This is a genomic window from Pseudomonas bharatica CSV86 (assembly GCF_000319305.2).
Lineage (GTDB): Bacteria > Pseudomonadota > Gammaproteobacteria > Pseudomonadales > Pseudomonadaceae > Aquipseudomonas > Aquipseudomonas bharatica.
Genome location: NZ_AMWJ02000002.1, coordinates 1,774,375 through 1,789,958 on the forward strand (window position 1 = coordinate 1,774,375; position 15,584 = coordinate 1,789,958).

General features: G+C 63.5%; 14 protein-coding genes and 1 pseudogene. 5 read left to right on the top strand and 10 right to left on the bottom strand.

Going from position 1 to position 15,584, the window contains the following annotated elements; all coding sequences use genetic code 11:
* Positions 1-89: 89 nt before the first annotated feature.
* Positions 90-2,039: a pilus assembly protein TadG-related protein gene (locus CSV86_RS22020; RefSeq protein WP_009400803.1), complete on the top strand. Its 1,950-nt coding sequence runs from the start codon at positions 90-92 to the stop codon at positions 2,037-2,039.
* Here CSV86_RS22020 and CSV86_RS22025 read toward each other — a convergent pair.
* Positions 2,024-4,681: a PAS domain-containing sensor histidine kinase gene (locus tag CSV86_RS22025; RefSeq protein WP_009400801.1), complete on the bottom strand. Its 2,658-nt coding sequence runs from the start codon at positions 4,679-4,681 to the stop codon at positions 2,024-2,026. The genes CSV86_RS22020 and CSV86_RS22025 overlap by 16 nt on opposite strands.
* Positions 4,678-5,121, bottom strand: a complete 444-nt coding sequence (locus CSV86_RS22030; RefSeq protein WP_037060614.1) for a TadE/TadG family type IV pilus assembly protein — start codon at positions 5,119-5,121, stop codon at positions 4,678-4,680. Before CSV86_RS22030 ends, CSV86_RS22025 begins: the two co-directional genes overlap by 4 nt.
* A gap of 76 nt (positions 5,122-5,197) precedes the next feature.
* On the opposite strand from CSV86_RS22030, the gene CSV86_RS22035 reads away from it, so the two are divergent.
* The gene (locus CSV86_RS22035; protein WP_009400797.1) at positions 5,198-5,668 is read left to right on the top strand and encodes an A24 family peptidase; all 471 of its coding nucleotides are present in this window, start codon (positions 5,198-5,200) and stop codon (positions 5,666-5,668) included.
* A gap of 135 nt (positions 5,669-5,803) precedes the next feature.
* On the top strand, positions 5,804-6,586 hold the full coding sequence (locus CSV86_RS22040; RefSeq protein ID WP_009400795.1) for a response regulator transcription factor: 783 nt from the start codon (positions 5,804-5,806) through the stop codon (positions 6,584-6,586).
* Positions 6,587-6,716: 130 nt separating this feature from the next.
* On the opposite strand, the gene CSV86_RS22045 is transcribed toward CSV86_RS22040, so the two are convergent.
* The 8 genes and pseudogenes from CSV86_RS22045 to CSV86_RS22080 form a co-directional block, all read right to left on the bottom strand.
* On the bottom strand, positions 6,717-6,998 hold the full coding sequence (locus tag CSV86_RS22045) for a DUF3613 domain-containing protein (RefSeq protein WP_009400793.1): 282 nt from the start codon (positions 6,996-6,998) through the stop codon (positions 6,717-6,719).
* Positions 6,995-7,672 carry a tetratricopeptide repeat protein gene (locus CSV86_RS22050; protein WP_037060611.1) on the bottom strand — a complete coding sequence of 226 codons (678 nt, stop codon included), beginning with the start codon at positions 7,670-7,672 and terminating at the stop codon, positions 6,995-6,997. Before CSV86_RS22050 ends, CSV86_RS22045 begins: the two co-directional genes overlap by 4 nt.
* Before the next feature lie 14 nt (positions 7,673-7,686).
* Positions 7,687-8,571 (bottom strand): type II secretion system F family protein, encoded by an 885-nt coding sequence (locus CSV86_RS22055; RefSeq protein ID WP_009400789.1) that lies wholly within the window; start codon positions 8,569-8,571, stop codon positions 7,687-7,689.
* A 1-nt stretch (position 8,572) separates the two neighbouring features.
* Entirely contained in the window at positions 8,573-9,454 is an 882-nt protein-coding gene (locus tag CSV86_RS22060) for a type II secretion system F family protein (RefSeq protein WP_009400787.1), read from the bottom strand.
* Complete coding sequence (locus CSV86_RS22065) at positions 9,451-10,719, bottom strand: TadA family conjugal transfer-associated ATPase (protein WP_009400785.1); 1,269 nt, start codon at positions 10,717-10,719, stop codon at positions 9,451-9,453. The genes CSV86_RS22060 and CSV86_RS22065 overlap by 4 nt, the downstream gene beginning before the upstream one ends.
* Positions 10,706-11,908 carry a CpaE/TadZ family protein gene (locus CSV86_RS22070; protein WP_009400781.1) on the bottom strand — a complete coding sequence of 401 codons (1,203 nt, stop codon included), beginning with the start codon at positions 11,906-11,908 and terminating at the stop codon, positions 10,706-10,708. Before CSV86_RS22070 ends, CSV86_RS22065 begins: the two co-directional genes overlap by 14 nt.
* Positions 11,905-12,570, bottom strand: a pseudogene (locus CSV86_RS22075) (type II and III secretion system protein family protein); the annotation flags it as partial. The gene CSV86_RS22070 and the pseudogene CSV86_RS22075, both read right to left, overlap by 4 nt.
* A 177-nt stretch (positions 12,571-12,747) precedes the next feature.
* Positions 12,748-13,062, bottom strand: coding sequence for an ArsR/SmtB family transcription factor (locus CSV86_RS22080; RefSeq protein WP_000349485.1), 315 nt, complete (start codon positions 13,060-13,062; stop codon positions 12,748-12,750).
* 141 nt (positions 13,063-13,203) lie between these two features.
* Between CSV86_RS22080 and CSV86_RS22085 the strand changes: the two genes are divergently transcribed.
* Together CSV86_RS22085 and CSV86_RS22090 are read left to right on the top strand one after the other, a co-directional pair.
* Positions 13,204-14,208 (top strand): permease, encoded by a 1,005-nt coding sequence (locus tag CSV86_RS22085; RefSeq protein ID WP_040363373.1) that lies wholly within the window; start codon positions 13,204-13,206, stop codon positions 14,206-14,208.
* 12 nt (positions 14,209-14,220) lie between these two features.
* Positions 14,221-15,498: an ISL3 family transposase gene (locus CSV86_RS22090; protein WP_000610830.1), complete on the top strand. Its 1,278-nt coding sequence runs from the start codon at positions 14,221-14,223 to the stop codon at positions 15,496-15,498.
* The last annotated feature ends 86 nt before the right edge of the window (positions 15,499-15,584 follow it).

Consider the following 15,584-nt stretch of genomic DNA (forward strand, 5'->3'; position numbering starts at 1 on the left):
GTCAGGGGCTAGAGGCGACTGGCCATATCCTTGGCTACACTCCTTGAACGCACGCGACGTGCACGGCATGTGCCGGCAAAGGAGTGCTCGTGTCTCCCCGATTCGCGAAACGCCAGCGCGGCGCCATCGGCCTGGCGGCTGTCCTGACCCTGGCCATGGCCCTGGTCTTCGGCCTGGTGGCCGTGGACGGCGGGCGCTTGTACATGGAGCAGCGCAAGTTGCAGCGCGTGGTCGATATGGCCGCCCTGGAAGCGGCCGGCCAGAGCGCGACCTGCAACGGCGTCGGGCCCCAGGCCGCAACCCTCGCCAACGTCAGCGCCAGCCGCAACGGTTTCAGCGTCGGCAATGGCCGGACCCTGGTCACCACCTGCGGCAGCGTCACCACAGGCGCCGCCAGCCGGCGCAGTTTCAGCGCCAATCCAGCCATCGCCGAGGCCATCAAGGTGGACGCCACGAACAACGTCGCCACCAGCATCGCCTCCGGCATTCGCAGCCTGGTCGCCGGCCAGGCGATCCCCGCCACCACCCAACTCCACGCCTACGCCGTGGCCGCCGCACCGCTGCCGCCACGGGCCATGCTGCGCCTGCGCTCGACCCTGGCGACGGTGGACTCGAGCAAATCGGCGCTGCTCAATGCCCTGGTCGATCCGCTGGGCGGCCGGGTAAGCCTGAACGCCGTGGGCTGGCAGGGCATCGCCAATACCGACGTCAAGCTCCTGGACTTCCTCGATCAACTGGCGATCGACGTAAACGTCGGCGCCGGCCGTTACGACGAGCTGCTCAGCAAGAACCTGCACGCCACCGATCTGATCCGCGCCACCGCCACGGTACTGTCGCGCAGCGGCGCAGCGGCGGATGTGGTCACCAACCTGGGCAGGGTGGTGGTCGGGGCCGACAACAGCACGCTGATCAAGCTCGGCGATATTCTCGACCTGCAGAACGGCACCGCCACCGCCGGCCTCGATGCAACGCTCAAGGCCATCGACCTGGTCCAGGCAGCCGTGATGCTGGCGGCGAAGAACAGCGCGGCCGTGGTGCAGATACCGCTGAGCCTGCTCGGCCTGGTAAACGGCACGATCCGGGTGAAGGTGATCGAGCCGGAGCAGCTTTCCGCCATCGGCAATCCGGCCACGGACGTGATCGAGGTGCATACGGCGCAGGTGCGCGTCCTGGCGTCGCTCGACCTGCCCGTGCTCGGCACCATCGCCGGGCTGGCCAACGCCGTGCTCAACCTGGCAACGCCGCTCACCAACATCATCAATCCGCTGCTCGGCCTGAACCTGCAAGGCACCCTGCAATCGGTGGGCTGCCTGATCCTGGTGCCCTGCAAGGTCAGCGATATCCAGTTGGTGCCCGACGCACCGCCGCACTTGGATATCGGCCTGGAGGTGGCTTCGGCGACCAGCCAAGTCACCGGCTACAGCTGCGCCCCGAACAAGACGCTCACCGCCGCCACCCAGACCGCCGCCGCCCGGGTGGCGATCGGTAAGTTCGCCACGCCGAACGATTTCTTCGTCACCGGCAACGCGGCGGTGCAGGCCATCCCGTTGATCGACTTCGGTACCAATGTCTGCACCAAGCTGACGCTGCTGACCCTGGGCTGCGGAAACCGGGTGCCGTTCGCCGGCGGCGGTGTCGGCATCAAGGTGAACAGCAGCGTGGTCGGTTCACCGGCCAACAGCGCGTCGCAGTTCTGGAGCGGAGCCACCGCGCCGCCCAACCTCAACCAGCCGGCGGTCTACCAGAGCACACCGGGCGCCTCGAATGCCGTTACCAGCCTCGGCGCCACCTTCAGCGGCATTCAGCTCCTGGCCTACCAGCCACAGGGAGGAAACCCGCTGGGCCAGGTGGTCACCGCCGCCACCAGCACCCTGAGCAATGTGGTGAGCATCCTCGTGCCGCAGATCACCACCCTGCTCGGACGCATCACCGATCCGCTGATCAATGCGCTGCTCAAGGTGCTGGGCATCGATCTGATGGTCACCGACGTCGGCGCCAACCTCGATTGCAGCAACAACCGGGCTCAGTTGGTGCTGTGAAGCGGCAAGGCGATCACGAAGCGCGCGCCATGGGCACCGTTATCGACACTCAGGCTGCCGCCCATGCTCTCGACGATGCGGTAGCTCACCGATAACCCCAGGCCGGTGCCGACCCCGACGGGCTTGGTGGTAAAGAACGGTTCGAAAATGCGCTCCAGCAGACGCGGCTCGATACCGCCACCGCTGTCTTCGACGAACAGGCGCAGCCACTGCCCGTCGCGCTCGCCCAGCAGCGAAATCCATGCCTGCGCGGGTTTCTTCTCCAGCAGCACATCGCGCGCATTGACCATCAGATTGATCAGCACCTGTTCGAGCTGGTCCTGATGGCCGTGCACCTGGCCCTCCAGAGGATCGCCAAGACGCACGTCGATGCCCTTGCCGGCCAGGCCGTCGGCCAGCAACGAGAGCGCCCCTTCCACCGCCAGCCAGGGCTCGAACAGTGACTGCTCGATCTCCGAACGCCGGCCGAACACGCGCATGTGATCGACCACCCTGGAGGCCCGTACCACCTGGGCGTCGATGCGCTTGAGTTTTTCCTGCAGGTACTCGACGTCCAGGTCGCCGTTTTCCATGCGCTTGAGCGCATTGACCACGGCCATGCGCATGACATTGAGCGGCTGATTGATCTCATGGGCCAGGCCTGTGGACATCTCGCCCAGGGTCGCCATCTTGGCGCTCTGCAATACCAGTTGCCGGGCACGCCGGACCTCGGTGTTGTCGCGGCCCACCGCCTGGATCTCCAGCAGTCGCCCCTGCTCGTCGAACAGGCCGCGGTCGGACCAGATCCACCAGGCATGCTGGCGCCCCGGCAGTTGCAGGCAGACCTCGTCGCTGCTCACCGGCGCCTGCGGGCTGAGCGCAGCGATACGCTGCACGAACAGCTCGCGCTGCTGTGCCGACATCCAGTCGCCGAGATTCATCCCCGGCAGCCGGGCCGGGGTGCATTCCAGGTAATCGGCCAGCGGCTGGTTGCCGTATAGCAGTTCCAGGTCGGGTCGATAGCGGCAGATCATCGCCGGCGAGTCCTCCACCAGCACCCGGTAGCGCTCCTCGCTCTGGCGTATGCGCTCCTGGGCCAGGGTAGCCTCGGTGACATCCAGCCACAGGCCCACCGCCTCTACCGGCAGGCCCAGGTCATTGCGTAGCAGGCGCGCCTCGTCGAGCACCCAATGCCAGCCACCGTCGCGGTCGCGCAGACGGTAACGGCTGCGCACCTGCCCCTCGCGCAGCAGGGTGCGGGTGCGCTCCAGCCACAGTGGCTGGTCGTCCGGGTGCACCCATTGCGCCGGCTGCAGGCGCTCGTCCGGCGCAGTGCGCCATCCGAGCAAGGGTTGCAGGCTGGCGCTGAAGAATTCCGCGAGCAGGGCCCCGTCTTCGTAGCGCTGGATATAGATCACCGCCGGCGAACTGGCGATCAGGTTTTCCAGGCGCGCCTGGGCGGCGCTGGCCTGCTGCTCCTGCTGCTTGATGTCGCTGATGTCGAGCATGAAGCCGTGCAGGCGCCGGTTATCACCCTGGCCGGTGATCTCGCCGCACAGGCGGTACCAGCGCCCCGTTTCGCCGAGCAGGCGCAGGCACAGTTGCAGGCTGTCGCCCTGGCGTTGCAGGGCGCTGAAGGCCAGCAGCGTCGCTTCACGGTCGGCAGGATGGACCAGGGCCAGCCAGTCGGCCAGGCTGATCCTTAACGGCACGCCAAAACCGGCTGCCAGGCCCGGCGCCAGGTGCAGGGTCGAGTCCTGCGGCGTCCATTCCCACCAGCCGGCGCCGAGCAGGCCCTGGACGGTGTCCAGGCGCTGCTGGCTGGCGTGCAGGCGATCACCGGCAAGGCGTGCCAGCAGCGGTTCGAGCAGCGCGTCGGCAAGCAGCAACGCATCGTCGTCCAGGCGCTGGCCACCGGCGTCCTCGCAGAGCAGCCAGGCGCGCACTTGATGTTGTTGGGTATGGGGCATCAGGTAGAACGGCAGTTGCAGCGCCTGCAATGCCGGCTGGCCGGCACTGTGGGAGAGATGTGCAGCAGGAAGCGCGTCGAGCAGCGGGCTCAGGCGCGATTCATTCAAAGGCAATCCGCCTCCGCTGTGGACGAACGACGTCCAGCCGTTGCCGCTCGGCAGCAGGATCACCGCCCAACTCGCCCGCCAGTGCCAGGCCAGGCGTTGCAACTGCTCAGCGGCCTCTTCGGTCAGCCGTTGCAGGCTGCAATCACGCAGGGCCGCAGCGATCGCCCCGGCCAGCAGTTGCTGCTGACGCGCTTCGGCGCCCTGGCGCTGTTGCTGGATCAGGTCGCCGATATCGAACAGTTGCAGCAACCAGCCATCGGCCTGGGCCAGCAGCCAGCCGCGGGTGTGCAGGCTATGCCCGGCAGCGGTGCGCAAGTCCAGGTCCAGCGGGTGCGCCTGCCAATCCGCCGGTTCGCCCTCAAGGGCCAGCAGGCTCTGCGGCTGCACGTAATCACGCAAATGGGCCGGCGACTGTGCGGGCAGTGCCAGGGCCGTGCGCAACGGGCCGCCCTGGCGCAATACCCGGCCTTGGACGTCCAGCCAGAGTTGCAGGCCGACGGCCGGTGGGCTCAAGGCCTGCGACCAGTCCCCGGTATCGCCGGCGCGGGTCCGCCAACGGTCGAACAGCCCCGGGCCGCCGTTCAAAGCTGCAAGCTCGCTTGCGAGGTCAGGGTCGCCGGCAAGCGCGGCACCTCGCCGATACCCGGCAACACCAGGATCGGCAAGGTCGAGGCCAGCTTGGCCTTGCTGTAGTGCACGCTGACCGTCAGCAAGCGGCTGCCGCTAAGAGTCACCGTGGCGTCCGTGGCGAACTGGAAGCCCAGCGAACCCGGCAACCACGCCAGTTGCTGTTCCAGGGTCTGTTTGGCCAGTGCGTTGACGTCGGTGGCATAGGTGGCGCTGGCCGGGTCCAGGGCCACGCACCGGCGTACCGCCTCGCTGCTGGCCTGGTTGAACGACTGCACCATCAGCATCGGCAGGCTGTAGCTGAGCAACCCATAGAACACTGCGAAAAACATCAGAAACACGATGGCGAACTCGATGGCCACCGCACCTTTTTGCCGTCCAGCGAGGCTTGCTTTCATGATCGCGTCTACCCTGACAGAGACACCTCTACTGACAAATATAGAATCAATCAGACCAAGGGATGGCGATTCGCCAATGCAAAGTCTCGTCCTGCTGTTGTGGCTTGCCCTCTGTGCCGAACAGGATGTCCGTGAACGGCAGATCGCCAACACCCTGACCCTCGGCGCCGCCACCTTCGCCCTCGTCTACCTGTTCTTCACCGGCCATACCTGGATCGGCGCCGAACCCGCCGATGCCGCCCTGGCCCTGGCCCTGGTGATGGTGTTAACCCTTCCGGGCTATATCCTTGGTCGGCTCGGGGCCGGCGATGTGAAGCTGCTCGGGGCCCTGGCCCTGGCAACCGACCAGTGGTATCTGCTGGGTACGTTCATCGGTGCCGGCGTCACGGTGCTTGCTTGGCTGCTGGGGCGACGCTGGGTGTGGTCCCTGCTCAATCAAAAGCTTAAGAAGCGCCTGCGTGAACTCCAGGAGGAGATGTCAAAAAAACAGCCCTTCGCGCCGTTCCTGTTTACTGGCTTTTTGCTCGCACTTTTATGGATCCATTAGTCGCCTGGGCCCTCTAACCCGGTGTCACTCCTTGTAAATAATCGAAAGGAGCGACTACTTTCTAGTTAGTGCCCCACCGTGACCAGGACCGCTCCTTGGCAGCATTCAGGGAGGGCACTTCAGCATGGAGTCGCGATGCAAATGCCAGCCAGCCAAGTGAAAGTCCTGGTCGTCGATGACCAGCGCGAGATCGTCGAAGAACTCTGCGAATTCCTAGAAAGCAACGGTTACCGTTGCGTGGCCTGTACCTCAAGCACCAATGCCATCGAACGCTTCGTCGCTGATCCGACGATAGGCCTGGTGGTGTGTGATCTGAACATGCCCGAGTACGACGGCATCGAACTGGTCAAGGTACTGAAGAAGAAGGCGGGACAGGAGCGGATCTTCGAGGCAATAATGCTCACCGGTCGTGCTGAAAAGCAGGACGTGATCAAGGCCCTGCGCCAGGGGTTCGCCGACTGGTATCAGAAGCCGGTGGACGTGCACGAGTTGCTGGAAGGGATCAAGCGGCAGGAAGCCGAGTTGCTGGCCAGGCAAAAGGATTACCACCAGTTGGGGCACTTGAACCAGAAGCTGAAGACCCTGTCCGAGTCCATCGAAGGCCTGTACCAGGACCTCGACAAGGCCCGCCCGCATGCCCAGGCAGATGCAGCAAGCAACGAGGAAGGCGATGCCGACAGCGACGCCATCCCCACCATCTTCGCCCCGCTATCGCCGCGCCAGCTCGACGTGGCCCGGCTGGTCGGCAAGGGCAAGACCAACTACCAGATCGCCTGCGAGCTGGGCATCACGGAGAACACGGTGAAGCTGTATGTCTCCCAGGTACTGCGCCTGACCCATATGCACAACCGCACCCAACTGGCATTGGCACTGGCGCCGAGCGGGTCGGCGTTGCGGCAGAGGGTTACCGAGCACTGAGTGCTGTGATGTGCTTGATGGCCTCATCGCTGGCAAGCCAGCTCCCACAGGTTCAGCACAGGCTTTGAGACTTGTGCAATACCTGTGGGAGCTGGCTTGCCAGCGATGAGGCCATCGAAGCAATGCAAGGCTAGTTGCTTCCTCCGCCTTTCGCCCCGCCACTGTCCATCTTCTCCCACTTGAAGACCTCCGGAATCTCGTACTTATACACCTTCAACCAGCGCGCCATGGTCTCGTCGTATTCCCGCGCCGTCTGCTCCTGCGGCTTGTCAGAAGCGTGCAGCCCGCGTGGTTGCAGTTGCAGCCAGGTTTCGGTGGTGAGCTGCGGTTTCGACGACGGCCCGGGCGGCATGGCACTGGCGAGCAACGGCAGGCTGGCAAGCAAGGTCAGGGTAAGAATACGAGTCTTCATGACGGACTCCGGGGCGGCTGCGCGCCGCCAGGTTTGAGTTGCTCGGCACGGGCCTGGGCCTCGCTGAACTGCGCGGCGCTCAGCCCCAGGCGACTGACCAGGTCGGCGGCCTGCTGCCACTTGTCCTGGTAAAGCAACAGGGTGACCAGGTTGACCGCCGCGAGACGGTCGTCCTTGAGCTCGATCGCGGTGAGGAATTCGAAACGCGCCTTGTCCAGCTCACCCTGTTCGAGATAGATCACCCCGAGGTCGTTGCGGATCTTTTCGTCGGTTGGTGCCAGGCGCGCGGCGCGCACCAGGTGCTGGCGGGCCTGGACCTTGTCGCCACGGTCCGCTGCCAGTTGCCCCAGGCCATGCTCCGCTTCGGCGCCCATGCAGGTGCCCAGCAAGCCGCGATACAGCGGTTCGGCCTCGCTGCTTCCCAGCAGCCGCAAGACCTTGGCCTTGCGCACCCGCACCTGGATCAGGTTGTCCTGCATTTCCTCGAGATGGGCCAGGCTGGCATGGGGACGGCCGTCGGCAAGCAGTTCATCGGCCATGTTCAACCCCAGCTCCTGCGACGAATCGGGGCGGGGGCAGGCGCCAGGCGTGGCCTGCGCCAGCCAGGGCACGCCAGCCTGCCCGGCACAACCGCTCAACAACAGCACGCCGACGATCAATCCCGCTATTTTCATGCAGCTCTCCCGGTTCAGGAACTGAAGGCCCGGGCCAGGGCGGTAAGCCCGGGGCCGGCCAGAACGATCAACAAGGCAGGAAACAGGAACACCATCATGACGATGGACATCTTCCCCGACATTCTCGAAATCCTTTCCTGCAGCCGGGTCAGGCGCCGGTCGTCGAGCAACTGCTTGAGCGCCAGCAGCGACTTCATCGCCCCGCCGCCCTGCACCAGCAGTTGCTGGAGGATCACGCAGGTGTCGCTGAACTCGTCCACCGACAGCAGCCTGGCCGTCTGCTCCAGCTCCGGCGCCAGGGCCAGGCCGGAGTCGACCCTGACCAGTATCAGCCGCAGCTCTTCGCTGAGTACCGGCAGCAGTTGCCGGCCTTCGGTACTGAGGATGCGCAGGCTCTGTTCCACGGCAAGGCCCGAGTCGAAGAGGATGCGCAGCAGCGGGATGAAGCTGGAGACTTCCTCGGCAATCTGCCGCTGCCGTACCGCCGCCGCCCAGGCGAGGATGCGCTTGGGCAACAGGTAGCCGATGCCCAGGCCGAAGATCGGCAACAGCCAGGGTGTGTGGCTGGCCGGATAGGCAAGCTGCTGCACCAGCACGGCCGCCAAGGCTGCCACCAGCGGTACGCCGACCTGCAGCGCAGCGTACAGCGAACGCTGGCGCGAGCGCCGCCAGCCGATACGGTCGAGCAACATGCGCGTTTCGCCATCCAGGCTCAGCGAACGCTGGGCCAGGGCGCTGCTGCCCAGGCGCTGCAGCCAGCCGTCCTCACGGGCTTGCTCGGCCTGCTTGCCTTGCAGGCGCAGGGCGATCGCACGCTCGCGGCGATGCTGCCGGGCCAGGGTCGTCAGCAGCAGCACAAAGGTGAGGAAGAACAGCACGGCACTGATCAGCAAGGCCATTTCAGATACTCCGCAACATGCGCCACAGCGCGACGCAGCCCAGCACCTGCAGGATGAACGCCGCCAGCAGCATCATCTGCCCACTGTGGTTATTCCACATCGACAGCAGGTAGCCGGGGTTGGCCACCATGAAGTAGCCGACCATGCAGATCGGCAGCAAGGCCAGGACCATCGCGGTCATCCGCGTCTCGCCGGTCATCGCGCGCAACTGGCGGGCGCCCTGCTCGCGTTCGCGGATCAGCTTGATCAGGTTTTCCAGCAACTCGCTGGCATTGCCGCCATAGCGGTGGTTGATGCGCAAGCCGAGGGCGAAGACGCGGAATTCGTCCTGGGCATACAGCTCGGCCAGGTCGTGCAGCGCCTCATCGAGGCTGGCGCCCATCTGCACGTTGCGCTGCACCCGCTGCATCGCGCTTTTCAGGGGGTCGTCGGAAATCTCCACGGCCCCCAGCACTGCGTCGTTCAAGGTGCGTCCGGCCTTGAGGCTGCGTACCGCGTGGTCCAGCAGGGTCGGCAATTGCTCGATCATCCGCCGCAGCCGCCGGTGATAGCGCCAGCTCATGTACAGGCGCCACAGCAGCGGGCCAAGCACCAGCATGATCGCCGCCCCCGGCCAGCCCGCCAGACCGCCCGCCAGGACGATCAGCAGCAGCCAGGCCGCACCCCAGAGCATGAAGCGGTCACCGCGCTGGTCGAAGCCGGCGCGCAACAACAGCAGTTCCAGCGAGCTGCGGGCCGGTTCCTGCAGCGTCGCCGGCTCGGGCAACTGGCCCAGGCGCTGCAAGGTCCGTTCGGCCGCGGCCTTGCGGGCACCGTGATAGAACAGCCCGACCGACGCCGCGAGCAACGCCAGGCCGAACAGGCCGAGCACTACCGCGATCATGGCGCCGGCTCCAGGTTGTCCCGGCGCAGCTTGTCACCGGCCGGGTTGACCGCCTCACGCACGAAGCCACCACCGCCACGGCGGTCGAAGCGGAACAGGGTATTGGTGACATACACGTCGTCGCGCAGGCCGACGACCTCCAGTACCTCGCTGATGCAACGACGCCCGTCGGGTAGCCGGGTCAACTGGATTACCACGTCGAGGGCGGCGCAGATCATCTGCCGCAGGGTCTTTTCCGCGACCTGGCGCCCGGTCAGGCCGACCAGGGTTTCCAGGCGCAGCAGCGCGTCCTGCGCAGTGTTGGCGTGCACGGTGCTCATGGAGCCGTCATGGCCGGTGTTCATGGCGGTCAGTACGTCGATCACCTCGACGCCGCGAATCTCGCCCAGAAGAATGCGGTCCGGGCGCATGCGCAAGGCATTGCGGATCAGTTCGCTGGCCTTGATTTCGCCATGCCCCTCGGCATTCGGCGGACGGGTTTCCAGGCGTACCACATGGGGATGATCCAGCTGCAGTTCGGCCACGTCCTCGATGGTCACCAGGCGCTCGCGAGGGCTGATCAACTGGCTGAGGATGTTCAGCAAGGTGGTCTTGCCGGTGCCGGTGCCGCCGCTGACAAGAATGTTGCAGCGCTGGGCCACTGCATTTTCGAAGAACGTGAGGATCGCCGGGTCGATGGCGCGGGTCGCCAGCAAGTCGGCGCTCTTGAGCATGTCCTTGCGGAACTTGCGGATCGACAGGCAAGGCCCGTCCAGGGCCACCGGCGGAATGATCGCGTTGACCCGGCTGCCATCGGGCATGCGCGCGTCGACCATCGGCGATGATTCATCGAGACGCCGGCCCAGCGGCGCGAGGATGCGCTGCATGACCCGCTCGACATGGTGCGCATCGATGAAACGCAGGTCGGTTTGGTGCAGCACCCCGGCCCGCTCGACGAACACGCGGAACGGGCCATTGACCAGGATCTCGGTGACGCTGCTGTCGCGCAGCAGCACCTCCAGCGGGCCGAAGCCGGTGAGTTCGTCCACCAGTTCCTCGGCCATGCGCTCCATTTCATAGCGCGACAGTGCCAGGTGCAGCCGCGCGATGTACTCGCCGACCTGCTCGACCACGAACTGCGCCAGGGCCGGCCGCGAACCTTCCAGCAGGTTGCGCCCGGAATCCTCGATGGCATCGATGATGTAACGGTGCAAGGCGCGCTTGAGCGCCTGCGGATCGGAGCCAAGGTTATGCCGCGGGCCGCCGAACAGTTCATCGCTGCTCATGCTTGTGTCCCCAGAGCCGGCTCAGCCAGCCATCGGGCTTGGGCTTGACGTTCTCGGAGCGTCGCGCCAGGCGCTCGCCCAGGGTCTTGAGGCCCTGGGTCAGGTGGTCCCGCGGGGCCAGCTCGAACAGGCTCAGGCCCTGGTTGCGCGCGTTCAGGCGCACTTCCGCACTGGCCGGCAACTCGCTCAGCACCGGCAGGGCAAAGCGCTTGCCCAGGGCCTCGGCATCCGGGATCACGCTGCGCAGGTAGCGGTCCACCAGCAGCTTGGCGTGCTCCAGGTTCATGCCCTTTTCCCGCCAGGTATTCAGGACTTCCAGGTTGCGCCGGCATTCCAGTACGTTCTGGTCGGTGTACCAGATCAGCTTGTCGCAGTGGCTGACAAAGGTGCGCAGCGCCTCGCAATCCGCCTGCCCGGTGAGGTTGACGATGATGTGCTGGAAATGCTGGCGCAGGGCACTGAGCAACATGTACAGCTCGGCAGCGCTGGTGCGCTCCAGCGGCTCATCGCCCGGGGCATAGGCAAGCAAGCGCAGGCCATTGCTGTCGCGGGCGAAGGCGCTGTCGATCAAGGTGCTGTCGAGTCGGCGCAGGTGGCGCAGGGCATCACCGAAATGAAACGACGCCTCGACGCCGAGCAGCGCCAGGCTGTCGCCGCGGGGCAGGCCAAGGTCGAGCAGCAAGGTCTGCTGGCCGCTCTTCTGCACCACCTGCCCCAGGTGCACGGTCAGCAGCGCGCCGTCGGAACCGCACTGGGTGCCGTACAGCACCGTGAGGCCGCCAAGGTGCGGGTTGGTGGTTACCGGCGGCAGGCGCTTGCTCAAGCGCCGGACCAGCCCGGCCACCTCGCTGGCACGCGAGCCGTAGGCGACGAAGTCGCGCGCCCCGGCACGCATGGCATTGAGCACCAGTTGGTTATCCATGCCGTCGCCGAGGGCCACGATGGCCAGCATCGGCTTGGCCTCCAGCACCCCTTCGATCAGCGCACACTGGTTGACCACATGCTCGCGATCGAGGCCGATGAACAGCAGGTTGGCGAAGGTCACGTCAACCAGCGCCAGCAACTCGTCGAGGCTACCGTTGCCGGCCCCGACCACTTGTCCAAGGGGCGTCAGGGCCGACTGCAGCCATTGCAGATCGCCCTCGTTGCGGGTCAGCGCCAGGAAGGTCTGGCTCAGGCTCTCGCTCATCGGGATAACCCACTCTTGCGATCGAAGTCGCCGTTTTCCAGGAAGAACAGTCGGCCCCAGCTCGGATCATAGGTACGCAAGCGCTCGCCCGGCAGCTCGGGCAACTGCGCGTTCGCCGCCAGGGGCTGGACCAGGTGCGGGGTAACCACCATCAGCAGTTCGGTCTCCTCGCGCTGCACCGAAGACTGGCGGAACAGCGCACCCAGCACGGGGATGTCGCCAAGACCGGGAAACTTGTCCACGGCGGAACGGTTGCTGGTGTTGATCAGGCCGCTGATAACGAAGCTTTCGCCGTCGGCCAGGGAAATGCTGGTGTCGGTACGCCGGACCTTCAGCGCCGGCACGGTGATGCCGGCGATCTGCACGGCGTTGCTGAAGTCCAGTTCGCTGACCTCCGGTGCCACCTTGAGGCTGATGCGATCGCGGCTGACCACGGTCGGCGACAGCGCCAGGCGGATCCCGAATTCCTTGTACTCGATCGACAGGCTGTCGCTGCCGCTGCTGGGCACCGGGATGGGGATCTCGCCACCGGCAAGGAAGCTGGCGGTCATGCCACTGAGCACCGTCAGGCTGGGGCGCGCCAGGGTATAGGCGAAGCCGGTGTTCTCCAGGGCGTTGATAGCCGCGAGGAAGCGGCTGCTGCCCCCACCCCAGACAATATTGGGGTATCCGGAATTTCTGGTTGATAAAATGCCAAAGATGTAAAGAAGAAAATCTTTCTCAGCGGATTATCTGATTGATCCTCTTCAGCCTACTCTACTGCCAATTTTCTGTTTCCACCTTCGCCTGAGTCTTCATAGCGATGCTGACTAGGGAGGACAGCGAGAGCTGGGCAAGCGTCAAAGCGGTTCTGGTTCATGCGCAATCCGGACACCTGCACAACATTCCTCTTGTAAGAAACCGATCAAATTCTCTAGGTGCCCATACTCGGGTATACAGACAATCGTGCGGCTATGTTTCTCCTGCCGGATCAGCCCTACCTTGGCCATGCGCGCAAGGTGATGTGATAGCGTCGAAGCAGGAATACCCAGCCCCTTCTGGATATCTCCGACCGAAGCCCCATCATGGCCAGCTTTGACCAGAAAGCGGAACACGGACAGTCGGTGACTATTCCCTAGCTCAGCTAAGCTGGCTGCAACCTTTTCGTGATCCATAGCACGCCCCAATAATTCGATGTTTCTAGAATTATAGTTGACAGGTCGGATAAACGCAAGTAGGCTGCGTACATCATTTCGACAATACTAGAAATATAGGAGTAATATTGAATGTCATCTCAACTCCAAGACGCTCTAGGCATGTTCGCCTTTCTCGCTATCGAGCTATCGGTTTTATTCATTGGCATTAGCTTGCTGGTCGGAGTTCTTCAACGTCACATCCCACCATCCAAGGTGGAAGCGTTACTGACTTCCAGTGGGAAGCGAGGCTATTTTCTTGCTGCTGGTTTAGGAGCTATAACGCCCTTCTGTAGTTGCTCGACTATCCCCATGTTGAAAGGGTTGATTCGGGCACGGGCCGGTTTTGGGCCGATGATGGTGTTTCTTTTCTCATCTCCGTTGCTGAATCCTATCGTCGTCGGCCTGCTGGTTGCCACGTTTGGATGGACACTTACTGCTATCTATGTGCTCGCCGCTTTGGTGGTCGCGGTAGGTGCCGGATGGCTGCTTCACACGCTTGGCTTCGAGCGTTATGTGCGCCGGACGGCGACACAAGAGAGCAGTGGATGTAGTTCATCAGCAAGCCCGTGCAGTGCTACATCGACCGCATCGAGTTGCGGCACCAACAGCTGCGACACCACTCCGAAGACGGCTTCTTGCGGGGCTGATAGGAAGACAACAGTCTCTACGTCTAGCGAATGCTGTGACAGTCAACCCACTGTCACGGTTAAGAAAGAAGGGAAGTACAGTGGTGTGTGGCGGGAAGCTTGGTCGGACTTTATCGATGTGTTGCCTTACCTGCTCATCGGTATTGCGATTGGCAGCGTGATCTATGGTTTCATGCCCACTGACTTATTGGAGCAGTATGCAGGCCCAGATAATCCCTTTGCCATTCCAGTTGCCGCTGTCATCGGCGTGCCGTTGTATATTCGCGCTGAAGCCGTCATACCTCTGGCAGCGGCTCTGATGGCCAAAGGCGTGGGTGCCGGGACGGTGCTAGCGTTGATCATCGGCAGTGCCGGAGCCAGCCTGACTGAGCTCATTCTGTTGCGCTCTTTGTTCACGCTGAAGCTTTTAGCGGCGTTTTTAGCAGTCATTTTTGCTATGGCGATGATTGCCGGTTACGCCACCTACCTGTTTTTCTGATCAAGGCGGGAGATGATTAATTCGTTAAGCCTTCCTGGGTACCAGTTGGTGGATTCTGATGAGCAGAATGAAGACATACATTTTCGGCTTGAAGCACCTACACCAGTAGCCTGCGAGGGGTGCGGCGTGCAGGGTGAGTTCGTGCGGTTCGGCAAGCGTGACGTTCCCTATCGTGATCTGCCCATCCACGGCAAGCGGGTCACTCTCTGGGTGGTCCGCCGCCGATACACCTGCCGGGCCTGCAAGACAACATTCAGGCCCCAGCTACCGGAGATGGTGGACGGATTCCGTATGACACTGCGGCTGCATGAGTACGTGGAGAAGGAATCCTTCAACCACCCCTACACCTTTGTGGCGGCACAGACCGGCCTGGACGAGAAGACGGTGCGCGACATCTTCAACGCCCGCGCCGAGTTCCTGGGGCGCTGGCACCGCTTCGAGACGCCCCGCATCCTGGGCATTGACGAGCTATACCTGAACAAGCGCTACCGCTGCATTCTGACCAACATTGAGGAGCGAACCCTGCTCGACCTGCTGGCCACCCGCCGCCAGGACGTGGTGACCAACTACCTGATGAAGCTGAAAGACCGGCAGAAGGTCGAGATCGTCAGCATGGACATGTGGAACCCCTACCGGGCAGCGGTCAAGGCTGTGCTGCCCCAGGCCCGTATCGTGGTCGATAAGTTCCATGTGGTGCGCATGGCCAACGATGCCCTAGAGAGAGTGCGCAAGGGCCTCAGAAAGGAGCTGAAACCGTCCCAGAGCCGGACTCTCAAGGGAGACCGGAAAATCCTGCTGAAACGCGCTCACGAAGTCTCAGACCGGGAGCGCCTCATCATGGAGACCTGGACAGGCGCGTTCCCGCAACTGCTGGCCGCCTACGAGCACAAGGAGCGCTTCTACGGCATCTGGGACGCCACCACACGGCTCCAGGCAGAAGCCGCCCTGGACGAGTGGATAGCCACCATCCCGAAGGGCCAAAAGGAAGTCTGGAGCGATCTGGTCAGGGCAGTGGGAAACTGGCGCGAAGAGACCATGACCTACTTCGAGACGGACATGCCCGTCACCAACGCTTACACGGAGTCCATCAACCGACTGGCCAAGGACAAGAACCGTGAAGGGCGCGGTTACTCCTTCGAGGTGATGCGGGCACGAATGCTCTACACCACGAAGCACAAGAAGAAGGCACCGACTGCGAAGGTCTCTCCTTTCTACAAGAAAACCATCGGTTACGGACTGCCGGACTTCGCAGAGGAACTCAACTACGGAGTCGATCTATCAACCATCTGATAATGGTATCAGGTTGGTGGGGTAAAGGTGCCCCATCAACCATTAAATCCGTATACCCATTATTTGTTTTGCAAGCAAATGTTGCC